Origin of the sequence: Streptomyces sp. NPDC007905, assembly GCF_042959345.1 — a bacterium.
Classification (GTDB): domain Bacteria; phylum Actinomycetota; class Actinomycetes; order Streptomycetales; family Streptomycetaceae; genus Streptomyces.
Genome location: NZ_JBIBKS010000040.1, coordinates 1 through 16,530, shown reverse-complemented (window position 1 = coordinate 16,530; position 16,530 = coordinate 1). Strand labels below are relative to the sequence as shown.

Genomic DNA, 16,530 nt, shown 5'->3' with positions numbered 1-16,530 from the left:
GAGATGCCGGACGCCCCGGGTGACCCGGAAAGGCCGCTGCTCGACGACGCCGTCGGACGGATGGTCCGGCCGTACACCGTCAGCGAAGGACGCACCAGACCCACGTGCCAGTTCGACCTGATGACCATGGTGGTGGCCACCGGTACCACACTGCGGAGCAACCTCGGACTGGACCACACCCATGTGCTGGAGCTGTGCCGGTCGCCGGTCACGGTGGCGGAGATCGCGGGGCTCACCCGCATGCCCGCAGCGGTGATCAAGGTCCTGCTGTCCGACCTGGTCGAGCGTGGCGCGGTCGCCACACGGCCCTTCAACCTGGCAATGCAGGGGTCATCCTCTGCCCCCGATCTGGATCTATTGGAGGCCTTGCGGGATGGGCTCCTCAAACGACTCTGAGGCACTCGGCGCCGACTCCCTTCCGATGGGGATCAAGATCCTGGTCGCCGGCGGTTTCGGGGTGGGCAAGACCACCTTCGTGGGGGCGGTCAGCGAGATCGAGCCGCTGAACACGGAGGAGCTGCTGACCGAGGTCAGTGCTGCCACGGACCGGCTGGACGGAGTGGAGAGCAAGGCCACCACCACGGTGGCCATGGACTTCGGCCGGATCACCATCAGCCCGCAGCACGTGCTCTATCTGTTCGGCACACCCGGACAGGAGCGCTTCTGGTTCATGTGGGACGAACTGTCCGCCGGTGCACTGGGTGCGGTCGTACTCGCCGACACCCGCCGGCTGGAGCACTGTTTCCCGGCGGTCGACTTCTTCGAAGCGCGTGGCATCGGCTTCATCGTCGCGGTCAACGAGTTCGACGGCGCGCACCACTACCAGCCGGACGAGGTGCGGGCGGCGCTGGACCTCAAGCCCGAGGTGCCGGTGGTCCTGTGTGACGCTCGCCTGTCCAGCTCGGGCATCCGCGCTCTACTTTCACTCGTGCAGCATCTGATCACTTCAAGGAGTTCCCATGACAGCGATGGTGCCCAAAACGCCCTTCGGAGGGGAGACAGGGATCGCCGTGCGTCATCTGCTTCTCCCGCCGCAGGACCCTGAGGCACAGGCCCGGGCACGCCGGTTGCGGGAACTGGGGATCGAGGACAAGCCGGTTCCGGAGTTCGACGACTTCGCGCGTGAACTGGCGGAGCGCACCGGTGCATGCTATGCGGGTGTCAACTTCTTCATCGACGAGAACCGCCAGTACTTCGCGGGCTTGTACAGCGCGGCCTCGGACGTGACGGTGGAACTGGAGTCCCCCCTGCTCGACGACCCTGTGCCGGGCCGGGTGATGCCTCGTGACCTCGACATCGGTTTCTGCCCGCACGTGGTCAGACGGCGCAAGGCTCTGGTGCTGGACGATGTCCGCGACTTCCCACGCTTCGCCGGAAATCACGTCGTCGATGCCATCGGGATCCACTCCTACCTGGGAGCCCCGCTGATCGACCACACGGGCATGGTGCTGGGCACGATCTGTGCGGTGGACCAGGACCCGCATCCCTGGGGCCACCAGGGACTGGAGACCATCAAAACGATGGCGGCCGAACTCGTGGAGCGCGTCGAACGGTTGGAGCGGGGCCAGTGAACGGGCGACCGTCCGGGGATCCGGTCGACATCGCCTGAGTGACCGCCCGGAGAGAGTGACCGCCCGGCAACCGGGGTGGACCCCGCCTTCGAGCTCCGGGCGGACGCCCCGAGCTCGATGCCGTGCGCAACGGCGTCGGCGGCGTACTGCTCCAGGTCCCGGCCCCATTGCACCGGTCCGCCGGTGCCGAACAGGAATCCCGGTCGCAGTGACGGTGCATCACTTCGGTGTCGACTGCTCCGGCTGCGGTCCTTCCGGATCGGCCAGGACATCCCTACCCCTCGGCGACGCGTTACGGCTGCGGGCACGGTGGGCCGACCGGCGCGCCCTGCCCCGGTTCGGCTACTGGCTCCTCAGCCGGGGCGCCGTCGTGCTCGCGGTGTGCGCGGCCCTGTATGTACGCAACGGGTTCCTGATCGGCTGGTCGAACGCCTACGACGTACTGATCGGGATCACCTCGCCCGCGGCCGTCCGCCCCCAGTGATGCGCGTGGCCGCTGGCCCTGATCGGCTGGGCCGCTATCCCCGCTGTCATCGGGGGCCGCAGCCGGCTACGTCATCACCGAGCAGATCCGGACCCACCACACGCGCGATCTGCGCCGCCTGGCCCAACCGCCGTCTTGGGGCCACCGCTGCGGCTTGGTGCAGCACATGACCGGCGAGGAGCTGACCCTCGGAGCGGGTGCCGGCACGGCTGGAGGAGTGGGAACGGGAGATCGCCGCGCAGGCCGAGACGACGAGGGGGCAGATCTCTCCAGGCGCACGGCTGGACGAACTCGGCCGGACCGCCGAGGAGGTCCGGATCACCCGCAAGACGCTGCTGGAGCTGCCCGATCCGCAGCCGCCCGCGTCGGCGGACCGAAGCTGCCGGACCATCTGGCCTGCCAGCAGATCATGGCGGTGTTCGCCGCGGCCGACGCGCCGCTGCGGGCGCGGCAGGTGGGCGAGGCGACCGCGGTCGGCGGGTGTCCCTGGGATGTCCAGACGGCTCCGGAACGGGGATCTGCACCATTCGGACGCCGTGTCCCTCGATCTCATGGGCGGTGAACAGCGCTGGGACTTCGTCCCACTCGCTTCATGCGCGCAGATGGTCCGCCAGCTCGCTCTGGATCGCCTGCACGGATGCCGGTGCGATCACGGCCTGCACCTTTCTTGTGTGCTCGGCCGGGCCCTCGAGGTCGGTGTCTGCCACGGCGCTGATGGCGGCGCGCGCGACGGCCTCGTTCTGCTTCGGGGTGTCCGGCGCGCCGCGGGTGGCGCGCAGTACGGCGAGGGCCTCGCGCAGCGGCTCGTCGAGGACCAGCACAAGCCAGTCGGCGTCCGGCGCAGCCTCCGGCTCAGCGGGCGGCCGAAGTCCGCCCAGCCGGGGCGAAGAAGGCATTGCAGGAGATCTACGACGCCGAGGACCGCGACCACACCTCAAGGCCGTCGCCGCGTTCGAGAAGAGTTACGGCGCGAAATTTTCCAAGGCCCTCAAGAAGATCACCGACGACATGGACGAGCTGCTGGCGTTCTACGACTTCCTCGCCGAGCACTGGATCCACTTGCGCACCACGAGTCCGATTGAGTCGACCTTCGCCACCGTCCGCTTGCGGACCGAGGTCACCCGAGGCGCCGGCAGCGCGGCCGCCGCCCTGGCCATGGTCCTCAAGCTCGTCGAGTCTGCCCAGGCCCGCTGGCGGGCCGTGAACGGACCCCACCTCGTTGCCCTCGTCCGCGCCGGAGCCCGCTTCGAACGCGGCCAGCTCGTTGAGCGTCCTGAGGCCCTCGTCGCTTGACCTATCTCAACTCATCCCGTACGGACTTTTCGAGGAGCGTGAACGACTTGGGCGTACCGCCCGGCTGCGGCTTGCCCTCCTTGCGTCCCACAACCCGGTATCCGGCGTTGAGGTAGTACGCACTCAGGCGTGCGTTGGTGGCCAGGCAGTCCAGACGAACCAATGGCCGGCCCGCCTCGGCCACGCGTCGCTCCGCGACTCGCAGAAGCTGCCGCCCTGTCCCGGGCGGGGCACTTCTGCGGTCCACCATCAGCCGGTGCACATAGCCGGTCGTCGGCGGCTGCGGCCCCCAGGCGTCCTCGTCCTCCCACCAGAGCTCCCAAGCCCCGACCACACGATCGGCAGCCTCCGCGAGCCATACCTCCCCGCTCTCCATGATCCGGCGGAAGTGGTCCCCGCCCAGCTCACCAGGCTGCCACTGACCAGTGACGCCTTGGGCAAGCATCCAGCGAGCCGCGTCGTCCCGCAGACGCACGACGGCGGCAAGATCGGCGTCGTCAGCGAGCCGAAAGCGTAGATCCTTCACGCCGCGATCTTCGCACAGGCGTCCGCCCCTGCGTGGACCGGCCGCAAGGAGGCTTCCCTGAAGGAAGGACAGGCCCTTATCGCCACCTGAGCGAGCTCAATTGATCCACAGATATTGGCAATTACTCGCACGCCGCTGGTGAGGCGAGAGCTTGCAGCGGGGGCCACCCTCACGGGTGACGATGAGCATGGTTACCCACTCGACTAGGGCGTGAGGCAGGTCGAGTGCGGCAGGATAAGGACCAACGATCCGCCTGCGTTGATGAGTTGAGACGTCGAACACCTCTCTCAACGGCACAGGAGCCTCGTGCGTTGGGGACGTCGACCCCGTCGCCCGATCAGTGGCCACCCTGAAAATGCTCAGTAATCGGTGACCATCAGTCGATCATCGGGAGCGGGGCCGGTCGACGGGGGAGGACGTCAGGTCGGCGGCGCGCTCGTAGGCGCGACAGGCAGCGGGCAAGGCGCCTCGGTCTTGGGCCCGCTTTGCGGTATCGGCCAGGGCGGCCGCCGCAGCCGGGGTGGCGTCCCTTGTCGTGGTGTAGCCGATCAAGGTGAGGGAGTGCGCCGGGGCGTGTCCCGGTGAAGCCGCGCAAACGGCTCGCCATCGGTCGGCACGCCGGCCACCTGCTGTACCAGGGCTGACCTTGCCTGCGGTGCCGGTGTACTGGCGGGCCACGCATGCCGAGGCGTCGCCGTCTTTGAGGAAGCCGGTGTCATCCACGATCAGCGCGGTCGGTTTGATCACGTGCTGCATCCGCCAGGCGAGGCGGGCGCGGACATGCGCCGCGTCCCACGGGCTGGTGGTGATGAAGTTCGCCAGGGCCTGCCGGTTGCCGTCCTCGCCCAGCCGGGCGGCCATCGGTTCCACCGATTTGCGCCGCCCGTCCAGCAGCAGACCCCGCAGATAGACCGTTCCCCACCGGCGTTGATCCGCCCGCGCGAACGGCTCAAACATCTCCACCGCGAAGTCCTCCAGATCACACCGGACCGCGGCCAACTCCTCACCCATCACAAAAGGTCAATGGAACAAGCGATCAACGGACACGCCACCGGCGAGTGAATTTGACCAGGCACTACTAGGGGTTGTCCGGTCGATCCCTCAGCCAACCTGCCCCGTCGGCCGCATCGTGATGTGGTTGATGTCCACGCCCGCGGGCTGGTTGATGGCGAACACAATGGTGTCCGCGATCTGCTCGGCGGTCATCGTGGCGGCTGCCTCGGGGGTGCCGCCGCGGGCGTGCCAGAAGGGGGTGTCCACGATGCCGGGGGCGACAACGGTGACGCCGACTCCGTCCTGGCCGACCAGGAGGCGGGTGTTCTCGGCGAGGGCGTGGGCGGCCCACTTGGTGACGGAGTAGAGGTTGCCGGGGGTGTGGCGGACGCCGGCGACCGAGCCGATGATCACGATTCGGCCCTTGGAGGTCCTCAGGTGGGGCAGGGTCTCCTGGATCAGCAGGGCGGGGCCCAGGACGTTGGTGAGGATCATGGCGCGCATGTCCTCAGGGGCGTGGGTCTCCAGGTTGCCGGGCAGCGAGAAACCAGCGTTGGCTATGACGTTGTCCAGCTGGCCCCAGGTGTCCAGCACGTGGCGGACGGCAGCGGCTACGTCATCCGCTTCGCTGGCGTCGCCGGTGATCGTCAGCAGCCGCTCGCCCGCCCCCGCGGTGGTGGCGAAGGCGGCCAGCTTGCCCGCGTCGCGTCCGGTGACGGCCACGCGGTGGCCCTGCTTGAGCAGGGCGCGGGCGGTGGCGGCGCCGATTCCGGTCGAGCCACCGGTGATCAGCGTGACGGGGTCCATGGGACTGCCTCCTCGGCGACGGGGTCATCGGGCAAAGCGCCTGCACTATACCCAGCGATCTTCGACGCTCGCTCCTGGCTTTCTCCGACGGCTCCGCTCCTGACTGTGGATCAGGAGTTAGGCAGTGCCCTGCCGATCAGTTGAGTCGTTGATAGGACTGTGGGACACAGGGGTGATCTGACTGACGCCCAGTGGGAGCGACTTGAGCCGCTCCTGCCAGTGAGCAACCGACGCTGTGGCCGATGGCGGGACCATCGGCAGGTAATCAACGGAGTGCTGTACCGGATCCGGACGGGCGTGCAGTGGCGCGATCTGCAGACGGCCTGCTGGGCTCGGAGCCGTTTGATCGCCCTCGTCGTCCAGGCGCTGCACGAGCTTGTTCAGGCGCTGTAGAGCCTCGTCGAACGCGCGTCGGGGTCTGATGCCGCCACCGCAGGTCGCCCTTGGGAAGCGGGCGGTCTGTGGCGGGCGGGCAGCGCAACGGCTGCGGGTGGGACAGCTAGCTGCTGCTCTCGGGGACCGCGTGGACCTCGTCACCCCAGCCGCGCGTAAGCACGGACAGCCAGACGTATTAAGTTAGGCTTCCTAGGAAGATCCAGCGAGGAGAGGCTGGCGCAGGCAACCGACACCCGTCAACTCCTTACTAGGAAGGGGCTGCTAGGGCGTGTCTGATCTGCCAGGGTGGTGCAACTATGACGGAGTCCACGAAGGGAGCGCGTGGCGGCGCCCAGCGCCTCGCCGACGCGCTCATGGCGCAGATTGAAAGAGGCACGCTGCGCCCTGGCGATCAGATCCCCACGATCGCCGCTCTCGCCGAGCAATACGGCGTAAACAAAAACACCGCCTCCAAGGCCGTAATGAACCTCAAGGCAACGGGTGTTCTCTCGGGCCTGGCCGGTGGGTATACGTGGGTGCGTGTGCCGCCGCAGCACAAGAAGCGCAGCAACGAGCGGTATCACGCAGAAAAATCTTCGGTACTGCTCCCGAAATCCCAGCGATCAAATTCGGGGGTTTCAGAATCCGATTCCGGAATCCCTCTTGATGAGCTACATGAAGATCGAGCCGAATACTCCGTCATCGAGGCACCGGACGATGTTCGGGAGGCTCTCGGGCTTCCCAGTGGAGCGTCTGTGCTGCGCCGGATCTACACGCGCCAGCACGCCGAACGTGCGGGTGTAGACCGATCCACAAGCTACCTCCCGTACGACGTGATCAAGGGAAACCCTGACCTGCTTGACTCCGCCAGAGAACCCTGGCCCGGAGGAACTATGCACCAACTGCACACCATCGGGGTAGAACTCGACAAGATCGTGGATCACGTGACCGCCGACATGCCCACGGCTGATGAGGTTAGGGACTTCGACATCCCACCGCACGTCCCTGTGATCCGCATCCGAAAGATCAGTTATTCAACGGACGGGGATCCTGTAGAGCTGATGGATATTCCGATTGCCGCCGATCGAATTGAACTGATTTATACCACCCGGCTGGAGCGCTGGAATGCCAATGATTAGCATCATCACCCCCGTTGACGACGGGGGGCAGGCGTACATGCGCGGAACATACGATTCACTGAAAGCACAAACTCTCCCGCCGGGCTGGGAGTGGGAATGGATCGTGCAGGAGGACGGTCCCGGCAACCCTGCTTCAGTCCTGCCCACCGACAGCAGGATCTCCATCGGCTCCAACCGCAAGGGCGGCGCCGCCATGGCTCGGAGCATCGCTATGTCCCGCGTGCGTGGTGACCTCGTCCGCGCCCTAGATGCGGATGATCTGTTGCCGACAGGAGCACTCAGCCGAGCCATCACCACGCTCACAGATCACCCAGACGTCGCCTGGTGTGTATCCGCGTGCCTAGACCTTCTACCTGACGGCTCGCTCCACCCCGGCCCTCATGACCCCCCGGCAGGCAGCTTGGTTGGTGACACCATGCTCGCCGGCTATCGAGCCGAGCGGTTCCCGGTCGTCGGTACGACGCTCACGGCCCACACCGACTTGGTGCACGCCGTAGGAGGGTGGCCAATGCTGCCAGCCTCGGAGGACGTCGCACTGCTCCTGCTCTGCGAGGCGGTATCGCAGGGTTGGATGATTAATGAACCCGGCGCCATCTACCGCACGCATTCGTCGCAGGCAACAGCACAACAGGCTCATTGGGACCCAGACGAGCGGGCCGCGCTCGATGATCTCCTCTTGCCGCGGCTTGAGGCCCTGCGAAGTCTGGGCTGGAGCTGGAAGCCCAAGGTTCCTCTGGCTGCCCGAAAGGCATCCTCGTGACCAAGATCATTTCAATCGTCACGCCCGTTCATGGCCCTGGGGTTCGATTCATCACCGACGCCTACAGATCCATTGACGCTCAGGAACTCCCTGACGGGTGGTCATGGGAATGGTGCGTGCAGGAAGACGGAGACGGGGTCGACGCCGCAGTCCAGCTCCCTTCCGACGACCCTCGAATTCTCGTCGGGTCCTCGCGGCAGGGCGGACCACACGTGGCACGCACCATGGCGTTTGCCCGGTCGACGGGGCAGTACGTGAAGAGCCTTGATGCTGACGACAGGCTGGCGCCAGGCGTCCTCGCGCGCGACATCGCTGTTCTGACCTCTCGTGCGGACGTCGGCTGGACCACATCGCGTGTGTTGGACCTGATGGAGGACGGGACGACGCGCGCCTTCGAAGGTGACCCGGAAGCGGGTCTTCTCCCCCGCGGTAGCAGCTACGCGTTTTGGGAGCAGCACCGCCGGCCTCAGATCCATCCGGCCACCTTGTGTGTGCGTCGGCCGCTCCTTGCGCTGCTTGGCGGGTGGATGGCGCTACCTGCCTCTGGCGACACCGGGCTCCTGCTCGGGCTGGATGCCCTAAGTCACGGGTGGTTCAGCGATGAAATCGGCCTCTTGTACCGGAAGCATGCAGATCAGATCACTACACATCCTGCCCATAGCGCCGGATCCGAGTGGGAGGCCAGGATGTCCCTGATTCAGGAGCATGCCGTAGCCCTGCGCGCGTGGTCGGGGATACGGAATGCCTCCGACGCACCAGATCTGCTTCAGAATCACTAACCTCGATCTTTCTTGATGGTCCGCCGACGGAGTCGGCGGACCATCTTGTTGCGGGTGTCAATCCCCTCGAAGCGTGGAGACGGTCTATGCGGCCAGGCCCTTGGCGAGGGTGGCTCGGTACTCGCGTTCGTAGTCGATCGGGCTCTTGAACCCGCACACGCTGTGTAGCCGCCTGGCGTTGTAGAAGTCGGTGATCCAGGTGGCAATCTTGATGCGGGCCTCGGTGCGGGTGCGGAAGGTGTGCCGGTGGACGTACTCGACCTTGAGCACGTTGCGCCGTGCCCGCAAACCGGCCACCAGACGGCTCGGCCACCGGCCGGTCCGACGACGGCGACCCGTTGCGCCATGCCCGCGAGACCCAGCTGTGCAGCGTCCCGGGATGGATGCCCAGATCCTCGGCCACCTCCGGAATCGGCTTTCCGGTCTCCGTCACGATCCGCACCGCCCCCTCCCGGAACTCGGCGTCGTAGATGCGCTTCCTGGATGCCATGACCCCCAACTATCCCTCCGGTCACGGTCTCCACAGTAGGAGGGGAGGTGCACCGGGGCTGCGAGCAGCGGCAGGTAGACACCGACCCCGCTCGAAGGGCGGGGACAGGCCCGGGAAACTGGCGTTCGCGTTCAGCGATCCCGAGCCGCTTCGACCAGGGCTCTCGCCCGAACCTTCCGAGAGCGCACGCAGCGGCTGGCCACCAGTGCCGGCTGCTCCCCGCTTTGTACCTGCGCCGCCCACTCCAGCCCGAGTCCAGCGAACGCGGTCAGTTGTCATGAACCAGCAGCGGAGTTCCGGGACCAGCCCGATGCCCTGTGCGGTGGGCTTTCTCGGAGTGGTGGGCCGGTACGGCGGATGCCGGTTTTCGACGTGTACCGGAACCAGCCTGCGAGGACCAACGGCAGGACGAGATAGCCGAAGCGGGTCGCCGGGATCAGGCAGATGGCGAGCCCCAAGCCGACCGTCAGCCGGTCCGCCGCCGCACGGACGGTACGGGGCGGCCGTATCAGCAGCGAGACCGTCACCCCCAGCGCGGCGGCCCCCAGCGCGGCCGTCGCGAGAGCGGCGCCGCCCGGCACGTACACGGCCAGCAGACGGCCCGGCAGTGGGCTGGCCGCCGGCGAGCGGACCCCGCCCGCACCGAGCGGGAAGAGCACCACGTGCTCGACGAAGGCGTGCGGGTCGGCGAGAGCGACGGGCACGACGGCCGTGGCCGCCACCGACAGCGCGGCCAGAGCCGCCCGCAACGCCGTGCGGCGGCCCGCCGTGACCGCGAGCAGGACCAGCCCCACCGGCAGCAGCGGCCACGCCGTCCACTTCAGCGCGGCCGCCGCGCCCATCGCCACGCCGGCCGCCGTGCCCGAGCCGCCACGGCTGGCCAGCGCCAGACTCAGGCACATCAGCCCCACCACCGGCAGGTCCACCCCGCCGACGGCCAGCGGCAGCGCCACCGCGGGGAAGGCGGCGAGCAGCGACACCGCGCCCGCCGGCGTCGGGCCAGGACCCCCGGCGGGGCGCCGCCCGGCGAAGAACATGCAGACCAGGAAGGTGAGGCAGAACCAGACGCGGGCGTCGGTGAGCGGACCGTCGCCGAACAGAGCGCGGGGGACGCCGAAGAGGGCCATCCCGGGCAGATACGGGTTGTAGTCCACGGTGTGGGCCGGATGCGGCAGATAGGGGCTGCCGGTGTGCAGCAACAGCGCCCCCGAGCGCTCGACGACTCCGACCTCCGACTGGGCCGCACCCGAGACGACCAGCACCACCAGCGGCACCACGACCGCCCCGAGGAGCGCGGCCGTCACCGCGGCCCGTTTCCCGGTGCGTGAGTCGCGCATGGCGAGCAGTGCCGCCGTACCGTATCCGGCCGCCGCACAGGCACCCCAGATGCGGTGCGGGCCGAGCCCCGTCGTCATCGCCAGGATCAGCGCGAAGACCGCGCACCCGAGCCAGTGGGCCAGGGCCCGGCGCGCGAGGGAGAAGCGCCGTCGCCCGGGCAGCGCGAGCGGGGAGGCCTGCCCGAGGTGTCCCACCCCCGTGAGGACACCTCGGGCAGTGCGTGAGGGCGGTGTCGCCGCCCCCTTCGTGAGGGTCATGTCGTCTCTCGTGGCGTCTGTGCGCAGGGACCGCGCGCTGCGGTACCGGCCCCTGGAACGAGGCCCGTGACCACGAGTCCAGCGCTCGGCGCGTTGTTCAGCAGCCACCGCACGCCACTGTGAACAAAACAAAGTGCCTGGTGGCGGCCGCTGCGGAACCTTGCGGGCGGTCCGGAAGGTTCCTTAGGGTGGCGGCGATGGATACGCGTTCACGGCACGGGGGCGCGGGCGGACACGGGGAGACGGAGCACACATGGGCCGTCGGGAGACTCCGGTCGATCCGGCCGCCGGGCCGGTGCCGAGGTTCGCGTACGCCCTCCGCAAGCTCCGCCAGGAGGCCGGAGGCCCCACCTACCGCGAACTCGCCCGCCGGGCGCACTTCTCCGTGACCGCGCTCTCCCAGGCCGCGGCCGGCGAGCACCTGCCCTCGCTCCAGGTGGCCCTGGCCTACGCCACGGCCTGCGGGGGCGACCCGGGGGAGTGGGAGCGCCGCTGGCAGGAGGCCGACCGGGAGGTCCGCGAGGCGGCCGCCGGCCAGGACGACGACACGGAGCCGCCCTACCAGGGACTCGCCCGCTTCGAACTCGACGACCACGACCGGTACTTCGGCCGCGACCGACTTGTCACGGCCCTGCGGCAGCGGGTCCGCGACCGGCGTTTCACCGCGGTCTTCGGCCCCTCCGGCAGCGGCAAGTCCTCGCTCCTGCGGGCCGGACTGATCCCGGCCCTGCGTGCCGAGCGCGAGCTGGCCGCGATCCGCGTTCTCACCCCGGGCCCGCATCCGGCCCGCACCCACACGGGCGCGCTTCGACCGGCGGGGACGGGCGACACCCTGGTCGTCGTCGACCAGTTCGAGGAGGTCTTCACCCTCTGCCGGGACCCGGACGAGCGCCGGGCGTTCCTCGACCTGCTGCTCGCCGCCCGGGAGCCGGAGAGCGGGCTGCGGGTCGTCATCGCCGTACGGGCGGACTTCTACGGCCGCTGCGCCGAACATAGGGGTCTGACCGAGGCGTTGGGGGAGGCGGGCCTGCTGGTCGGCCCGATGGACCCGGCCGAGCTACGCGAGGTGATCGTCAAGCCCGCCCAGAGCGCCGGACACATCGTCGAACGGACCCTGACCGCCCGCCTGGTCGACGAGATGGCCGACGAGCCCGGCGGACTCCCGTTGCTGTCGCACGTCCTGCGCGAGACCTGGCGCCGCCGCCACGGCCGGGCACTCACCGAGGAGGCGTACGAGGCCGCGGGCGGTGTCCACGGGGCCATCGCCCAGAGCGCCGAGGAGGTCTGGGCGGACCTGTCCCCCGAACACGCGGAACTCGCCCGCCTTGTCCTGCTGCGACTCATCACCCCGGGTGAGGGCTCCCAGGACACCCGCCGTCCGGTCGACCGCACCGAACTCGACTTCACCGGGCAGCCGAGTCCCGCCGCCACCGCCCCGTCAGCAGGCCCGCCGGCCCCCGCCGACGTCTCCCTCGTCCTCGATCGTCTGGCGCGGGCCCGGCTCGTGACCCTCGATCACGGCACCGTGGACCTCGCCCACGAGGCGCTGATCACCGGCTGGCCCCGGCTGTCCGGCTGGATCGACGAGGAACGCGAACAGCTGCGGGTGCACCGACGGCTGACCGAGGCGGCCCGCACCTGGGAGGACCTCGGCCGTGATCCGGGTGCCCTATACCGCGGCACCCGGCTGGCCACGGCGCAGGAACAGCTGGCCGGAGCGGCGCTCACCCAGCAGGAGCGGGCGTTCCTGACGGCGAGTGGTGCCGCGCGCCGGAGCGAGCGCCGCAGACGCCGCGGACTCGTCGGCGCCCTCGCCACGCTTCTCGTGCTCGCACTCGTCGCCGGGGCCGCCGCCTGGCAGCAGAACCGCACCAGCGACCGCCGTCGAGTGGAGGCCGAGGCCCGTCGGGTCGCTGCCGTCGCGGACGGCATGCGGTTCTCCGATCCGCGCACCGCGATGCGGCTCAGCGTCGCCGCTGCGCGGCTGGCCGACACGACGGAGACCCGGTCGACGCTGATCGGGGCGATGGCCCAGCGGGACGAGGACGTGTTCGCGGTGCCGGGCGCGGACGCCGGTTTCGACGGCTCGGGCAACGACGTGCACCGGCTGACGGCGGACGGCAGGTCCGTGGTGTCCGTGACGGCGGACCGGGTCCGGATTTGGGACCTGCGCACGCGTCGGCTCACGCTGTCCACGCGGGGCCCCGGCAAGCTGATGGACGGCGTCCCGGCCGCCGTGGGCCCGGACGGCCGGACTCTCGCGCTGCTGGCGGGAGACCGCATTGAGCTGTGGGACGTGCGGTCCGGGCGGGTCACGAGGACGCTCCCCGGAGTGGACGCGATGCAGACCCCGTTCGACTTCACCGGGCGCGCCTTGGTCGCCGTCGACTGGGACGACGGCGATGTGCACGCCTACGACCCGCGCAGCGGCCGCCCGACGCTGCAGATTCCCGAACCGGACGGGGGCGTCGACGGCCTCGCCGCCAGCCCCGACGGGCGGTGGCTCGCCCTGTGCACGGGCGGTCACGCGCTGGAGCTCTGGGATCTCGCGCACCGACGGAAGGTCTCGGCGCCGTGGACGGCGAAGGCGCGGGCCGCCCAATGCCGCGACCACGCCCTGGCGTTCACCCCCGACAGCCGCACGCTCACCGTCGCCGGCGACGACGGGATCCACGGATGGGATCTGCGCACCGGCCGCGAAACCCCGTCCTGCAAGGGCGAGGGACTGACCCAGGTGTGGCCGGGCGGCACCTTCCTCGTGGGCACCGGACCCCACCGGCTCGTGGTGGCGCGGGCGGACCGCCCGCAGGTGCCCGTGCTGAGCCGGCGGATCGTCGCGGACGAGTGGACCGACGTTGCCTACGACCGTGCCGCGGGGGTGGTGCGCTACCTCGGCGGCTCGGCGACCGTCGTCCGCTCACTGGCCCTCGGCGCCGCCGCGACGGCCAGCCAGCGGCAGCCCACGGCGTACCGCGCGGAACTCTCCGACGACGGCCGCGTCCTGGCCCGCTCCGTGGAGACGGGCGGCAAGCGGCGGGTGCAGGTGCTCGACACCCGAGGGGGAGGGGTGGTCTTCGAGCCCCCGGCGCGGCCGTGTCCCGGCACGGACTCCTGCGCCGACCTCATGGCGCTCAGTGGCGACGGCAGATATCTGGCGACCGGCCCGAACCCGTACCACTCCGAGGAGAGGACGCGGCCTGACCGGGCCCGGATCACGGTCTGGGACCTCAAGACCCGTCGCGCACACGCCGCCGTGGTCATCGGTGCCGCCGAAGACGGGTCCCTCGCGGCGGACGGTCTCGCCCTCGACACCCATGGCCGCACCCTGCTGGTCTACCGGTCCCTGGAACGGCCCTCCGTGGAGGTGTGGGACGTGCGTCGGCACAAGCGGGTGAAGACCGTGCGCAGTGCCCGTCCCAGCGACGTCGTCACCTCCGCATCGGAGGGCGTGGGCCTCGCCCTGCGGTACGACGGGGCCGCCCTGGTCACCCAGGAGGGCCTGGTCGCCGACCTGCGCGCCGGGCGCATGGAGCCGCGCGTGCTCGGCGAGGACCTGATCACCACCGCGGCCTTCGGCCCCGACGGCTCACGGCTGGCCGTGGGAGACGTCCTGGGCCGGGTCACCCTCTGGGACGGGACCGCGCGGGTGCGCCTCGGTGTGCTGGACGGCACCACGTCCGACCCGACGACAGACACCACCGGCGCGGTGACCGCGCTCGCCTTCTCCCACGACGGGCGTACGCTCGCCGTCGCCGGTTCGGCGGGCGGTCTCCAGCTGTGGGACCTGGCGTCCCAACGACTCCTGGCGACCACCCTGCCCACCGCGGGCGACGAGATACGCGCCCTCGCGTTCGGCGCCGACGGGTCGCTCCACGCCTCCGGCACCCACGTCCCCGAACAGCGGTACGACCTGAACCCATACCATCTGATCACCGAGGTCTGCGAGCGCGCCGGTTCGGGGCTGTCCGAGTCCGTCTGGAAGACGTATCTCCCGGATCTCCCGTACCGGCGCACCTGCTGATTCGCGGCGACCGGGTCACGCGTTCTTGATCGCGGAGATGCCGAAGTTCAGCTTGATCTTGTCGGAGACCAGGACGCCGCCCGTCTCCAGGATGGCGTTCCAGGTCAGGCCCCACTCGGAGCGCTTGATCTCGGCCTTGCTCTCGAAGCCCACGCGCTCGTTGCCGAAGGGATCCTTCGCGGCGTCGTTGAACGCGGCCGGTTTCTCGTCGTCGCTGGCGGGTTGGATGCCGAGGATGTGCTCCAGCATCCACTGCTGCACCGTGGTGAGCTTCTCCCAGCCCAGCCGTTGTGCTCGTACCCACCGCCCCAGATCCTCGCCCTGGTGCACAACGTCGCCCGGCGTCATAGGCAGTGTGCCGCCGGTGTCGAGGTGCTGTCGGGTGAGGTGGAAGCAGCGTTGCCAGTCGACGGGCCAGGCGGGGCACCAGGCGGGGTCGATGTCCTCGAACTGCTCGCGCCGCTCCTCTGGCAGCGTGCCGGCCGCCGACTGGATGGGGAGCCCCTCGGCTCGCCGCTGCTCGTTCACTGCCGCTCGCCGGGCGGCGGCCCGCGCGTTCTTATAGCCCCACCCGGTATCCCCCCAGAAGAATCTACACGGAAGCCACGGGTACTCCGCAGTCAACACTGCCCACCATCGGGGAGAGACCATGGAACAGAAGACCGAGAACCACCAAGGCAACCGGTTCTGCAAGGCCTGCGGCACGCCCGCCGAAGTCGGGAAACTATGCAACCACTGCGGCGCCGCCCTGGACCTCCCCGACAGTGCAGGGCTCATCGAAGACGAAGGGGCAGCCATACGGCGTGACTTCGAAGGACGCAGCCAGCAGCGAGAGCACTGGTAAGCGAAACAGCAGCGAACCGGTCCGCTGAACAGCGTGCACGGGGGTACACGGGCCGGCATGGCATCCACGACTGATCGCATCCTGTCCCTGCGGGCCGTGCGGCAGCTGCGCCGGGTCCGCACCTTCTACGCGGTGGGCGTCCTGGTGTGGGCGGCATCGACCGCCTGGACCGGCTGGCATACCCCCGGAAGCCGGCAGATGTGGGTATCCGCCCTCCTGCTGGCCATCTTCACCGGCCTGCTGCTCACCTCCTCCATATGGCTGCAGCGTCTCCAACCCGCGGGCTCGGCCGAGCCCGCCCACCATGCCGCACCACGGCGGGCGACTCGGCCACGCCCTGCGCACGCCTGATGTACCGCTGGCGAAGGGTCCGGAGCATCCGAGCGTCTGCGGGAGCGATAGCCGGGCATACGGGCTTCACGCCTTGTGGAAGGAGCTCGTCATGCTTGGCATAGTCGCGGCAGTGCTGTTCTTCTTTGCGTTTTTGATCAACGCGGCTGATATCAGTACCAACGATGCGTTCTCTTCGACGAACGTCATGCTGCTGGGGCTGACGGCTTTGGCTTTGCATGTGGCCGGAGTCGGTGCCGGCTGGGCCCGCAGACGCTGACCCCCGTGGGTGTGGCATCCGTTGACGGCCTGTCAACGGATGCCACGCCCATGCTTCCCTCGTAGCCAGCTTGGCCCGCGTCAGCGGGCCCGCCGATCAGGCTGGAGCGAAGCGCAAGCCTGATTACCGGTAGTTCGTTAAATCCGGCGGTAGAGACACCTCAGGCACTCAACGTGTCAAGCAGCTGCGGCGAGAGCGGTTGGAAAGGCCGTGTGTTCCTCGAACAGCGTGTGGTGCTGGAGG

Annotated in this window: 16 protein-coding genes and 5 pseudogenes; 13 read left to right on the top strand and 8 right to left on the bottom strand. The window is 69.1% G+C overall.

Going from position 1 to position 16,530, the window contains the following annotated elements; translation table 11 throughout:
* The first annotated feature begins 3 nt into the window (after window positions 1-3).
* The 5 genes and pseudogenes from ACFZDC_RS39360 to ACFZDC_RS39340 form a co-directional block, all read left to right on the top strand.
* Window positions 4-396, top strand: coding sequence for a DUF742 domain-containing protein (locus tag ACFZDC_RS39360; protein WP_391331570.1), 393 nt, complete (start codon window positions 4-6; stop codon window positions 394-396).
* Window positions 374-1,045, top strand: a complete 672-nt coding sequence (locus tag ACFZDC_RS39355; RefSeq protein ID WP_391331569.1) for an ATP/GTP-binding protein — start codon at window positions 374-376, stop codon at window positions 1,043-1,045. Before ACFZDC_RS39360 ends, ACFZDC_RS39355 begins: the two co-directional genes overlap by 23 nt.
* Window positions 960-1,571: a GAF domain-containing protein gene (locus ACFZDC_RS39350; protein WP_391331567.1), complete on the top strand. Its 612-nt coding sequence runs from the start codon at window positions 960-962 to the stop codon at window positions 1,569-1,571. The genes ACFZDC_RS39355 and ACFZDC_RS39350 overlap by 86 nt, the downstream gene beginning before the upstream one ends.
* A gap of 208 nt (window positions 1,572-1,779) precedes the next feature.
* On the top strand, window positions 1,780-2,055 hold the full coding sequence (locus tag ACFZDC_RS39345; RefSeq protein WP_391331566.1) for a hypothetical protein: 276 nt from the start codon (window positions 1,780-1,782) through the stop codon (window positions 2,053-2,055).
* 851 nt (window positions 2,056-2,906) lie between these two features.
* A pseudogene (locus ACFZDC_RS39340) lies at window positions 2,907-3,348 on the top strand (transposase); the annotation flags it as partial.
* 1 nt (window position 3,349) lies between these two features.
* On the opposite strand, the gene ACFZDC_RS39335 reads toward ACFZDC_RS39340, so the two are convergent.
* The 4 genes and pseudogenes from ACFZDC_RS39335 to ACFZDC_RS39320 form a co-directional block, all read right to left on the bottom strand.
* Window positions 3,350-3,874, bottom strand: coding sequence for a GNAT family N-acetyltransferase (locus tag ACFZDC_RS39335; protein WP_391331564.1), 525 nt, complete (start codon window positions 3,872-3,874; stop codon window positions 3,350-3,352).
* A 108-nt stretch (window positions 3,875-3,982) separates the two neighbouring features.
* Window positions 3,983-4,123 (bottom strand): annotated as a pseudogene (locus tag ACFZDC_RS39330) (IS5/IS1182 family transposase); the annotation flags it as partial.
* 375 nt (window positions 4,124-4,498) lie between these two features.
* A pseudogene (locus ACFZDC_RS39325) lies at window positions 4,499-4,885 on the bottom strand (transposase); the annotation flags it as partial.
* A 90-nt stretch (window positions 4,886-4,975) separates the two neighbouring features.
* Window positions 4,976-5,674 (bottom strand): SDR family NAD(P)-dependent oxidoreductase, encoded by a 699-nt coding sequence (locus ACFZDC_RS39320; protein ID WP_391331563.1) that lies wholly within the window; start codon window positions 5,672-5,674, stop codon window positions 4,976-4,978.
* 159 nt (window positions 5,675-5,833) lie between these two features.
* Here ACFZDC_RS39320 and ACFZDC_RS39315 point away from each other — a divergent pair.
* From ACFZDC_RS39315 to ACFZDC_RS39300, 4 genes and pseudogenes are all read left to right on the top strand, one after another.
* A pseudogene (locus ACFZDC_RS39315) lies at window positions 5,834-5,989 on the top strand (transposase); the annotation flags it as partial.
* A 377-nt stretch (window positions 5,990-6,366) separates the two neighbouring features.
* Complete coding sequence (locus ACFZDC_RS39310; protein WP_391331562.1) at window positions 6,367-7,188, top strand: UTRA domain-containing protein; 822 nt, start codon at window positions 6,367-6,369, stop codon at window positions 7,186-7,188.
* A complete protein-coding gene (locus ACFZDC_RS39305) occupies window positions 7,181-7,948 on the top strand; it encodes a glycosyltransferase (RefSeq protein WP_391331560.1) in 768 nt (255 codons plus the stop codon). The genes ACFZDC_RS39310 and ACFZDC_RS39305 overlap by 8 nt, the downstream gene beginning before the upstream one ends.
* Complete coding sequence (locus ACFZDC_RS39300) at window positions 7,945-8,727, top strand: glycosyltransferase (protein WP_391331558.1); 783 nt, start codon at window positions 7,945-7,947, stop codon at window positions 8,725-8,727. Before ACFZDC_RS39305 ends, ACFZDC_RS39300 begins: the two co-directional genes overlap by 4 nt.
* A gap of 84 nt (window positions 8,728-8,811) precedes the next feature.
* Here ACFZDC_RS39300 and ACFZDC_RS39295 read toward each other — a convergent pair whose 3' ends face one another.
* From ACFZDC_RS39295 to ACFZDC_RS39285, 3 genes and pseudogenes are all read right to left on the bottom strand, one after another.
* Entirely contained in the window at window positions 8,812-9,015 is a 204-nt protein-coding gene (locus ACFZDC_RS39295) for an IS3 family transposase (RefSeq protein ID WP_391331556.1), read from the bottom strand.
* A 46-nt stretch (window positions 9,016-9,061) separates the two neighbouring features.
* A pseudogene (locus tag ACFZDC_RS39290) lies at window positions 9,062-9,217 on the bottom strand (transposase); the annotation flags it as partial.
* Window positions 9,218-9,492: 275 nt separating this feature from the next.
* The gene (locus ACFZDC_RS39285) at window positions 9,493-10,812 is read right to left on the bottom strand and encodes a glycosyltransferase 87 family protein (protein ID WP_391331555.1); all 1,320 of its coding nucleotides are present in this window, start codon (window positions 10,810-10,812) and stop codon (window positions 9,493-9,495) included.
* 253 nt (window positions 10,813-11,065) lie between these two features.
* Between ACFZDC_RS39285 and ACFZDC_RS39280 the strand changes: the two genes are divergently transcribed.
* Entirely contained in the window at window positions 11,066-14,833 is a 3,768-nt protein-coding gene (locus ACFZDC_RS39280) for a DNA-binding protein (RefSeq protein ID WP_391331553.1), read from the top strand.
* Window positions 14,834-14,848: 15 nt separating this feature from the next.
* Here the strand turns inward: ACFZDC_RS39280 and ACFZDC_RS39275 are convergent, their stop codons facing one another.
* Window positions 14,849-15,361: a YceI family protein gene (locus ACFZDC_RS39275; RefSeq protein WP_391331552.1), complete on the bottom strand. Its 513-nt coding sequence runs from the start codon at window positions 15,359-15,361 to the stop codon at window positions 14,849-14,851.
* 121 nt (window positions 15,362-15,482) lie between these two features.
* On the opposite strand from ACFZDC_RS39275, the gene ACFZDC_RS39270 reads away from it, so the two are divergent.
* From ACFZDC_RS39270 to ACFZDC_RS39260, 3 genes are all read left to right on the top strand, one after another.
* Window positions 15,483-15,677, top strand: coding sequence for a zinc ribbon domain-containing protein (locus tag ACFZDC_RS39270; protein ID WP_391331551.1), 195 nt, complete (start codon window positions 15,483-15,485; stop codon window positions 15,675-15,677).
* Between the two features lie 57 nt (window positions 15,678-15,734).
* On the top strand, window positions 15,735-16,028 hold the full coding sequence (locus tag ACFZDC_RS39265) for a hypothetical protein (RefSeq protein WP_391331549.1): 294 nt from the start codon (window positions 15,735-15,737) through the stop codon (window positions 16,026-16,028).
* A gap of 91 nt (window positions 16,029-16,119) precedes the next feature.
* Window positions 16,120-16,287, top strand: a complete 168-nt coding sequence (locus tag ACFZDC_RS39260) for a hypothetical protein (RefSeq protein WP_190201688.1) — start codon at window positions 16,120-16,122, stop codon at window positions 16,285-16,287.
* Window positions 16,288-16,530: the final 243 nt, after the last annotated feature.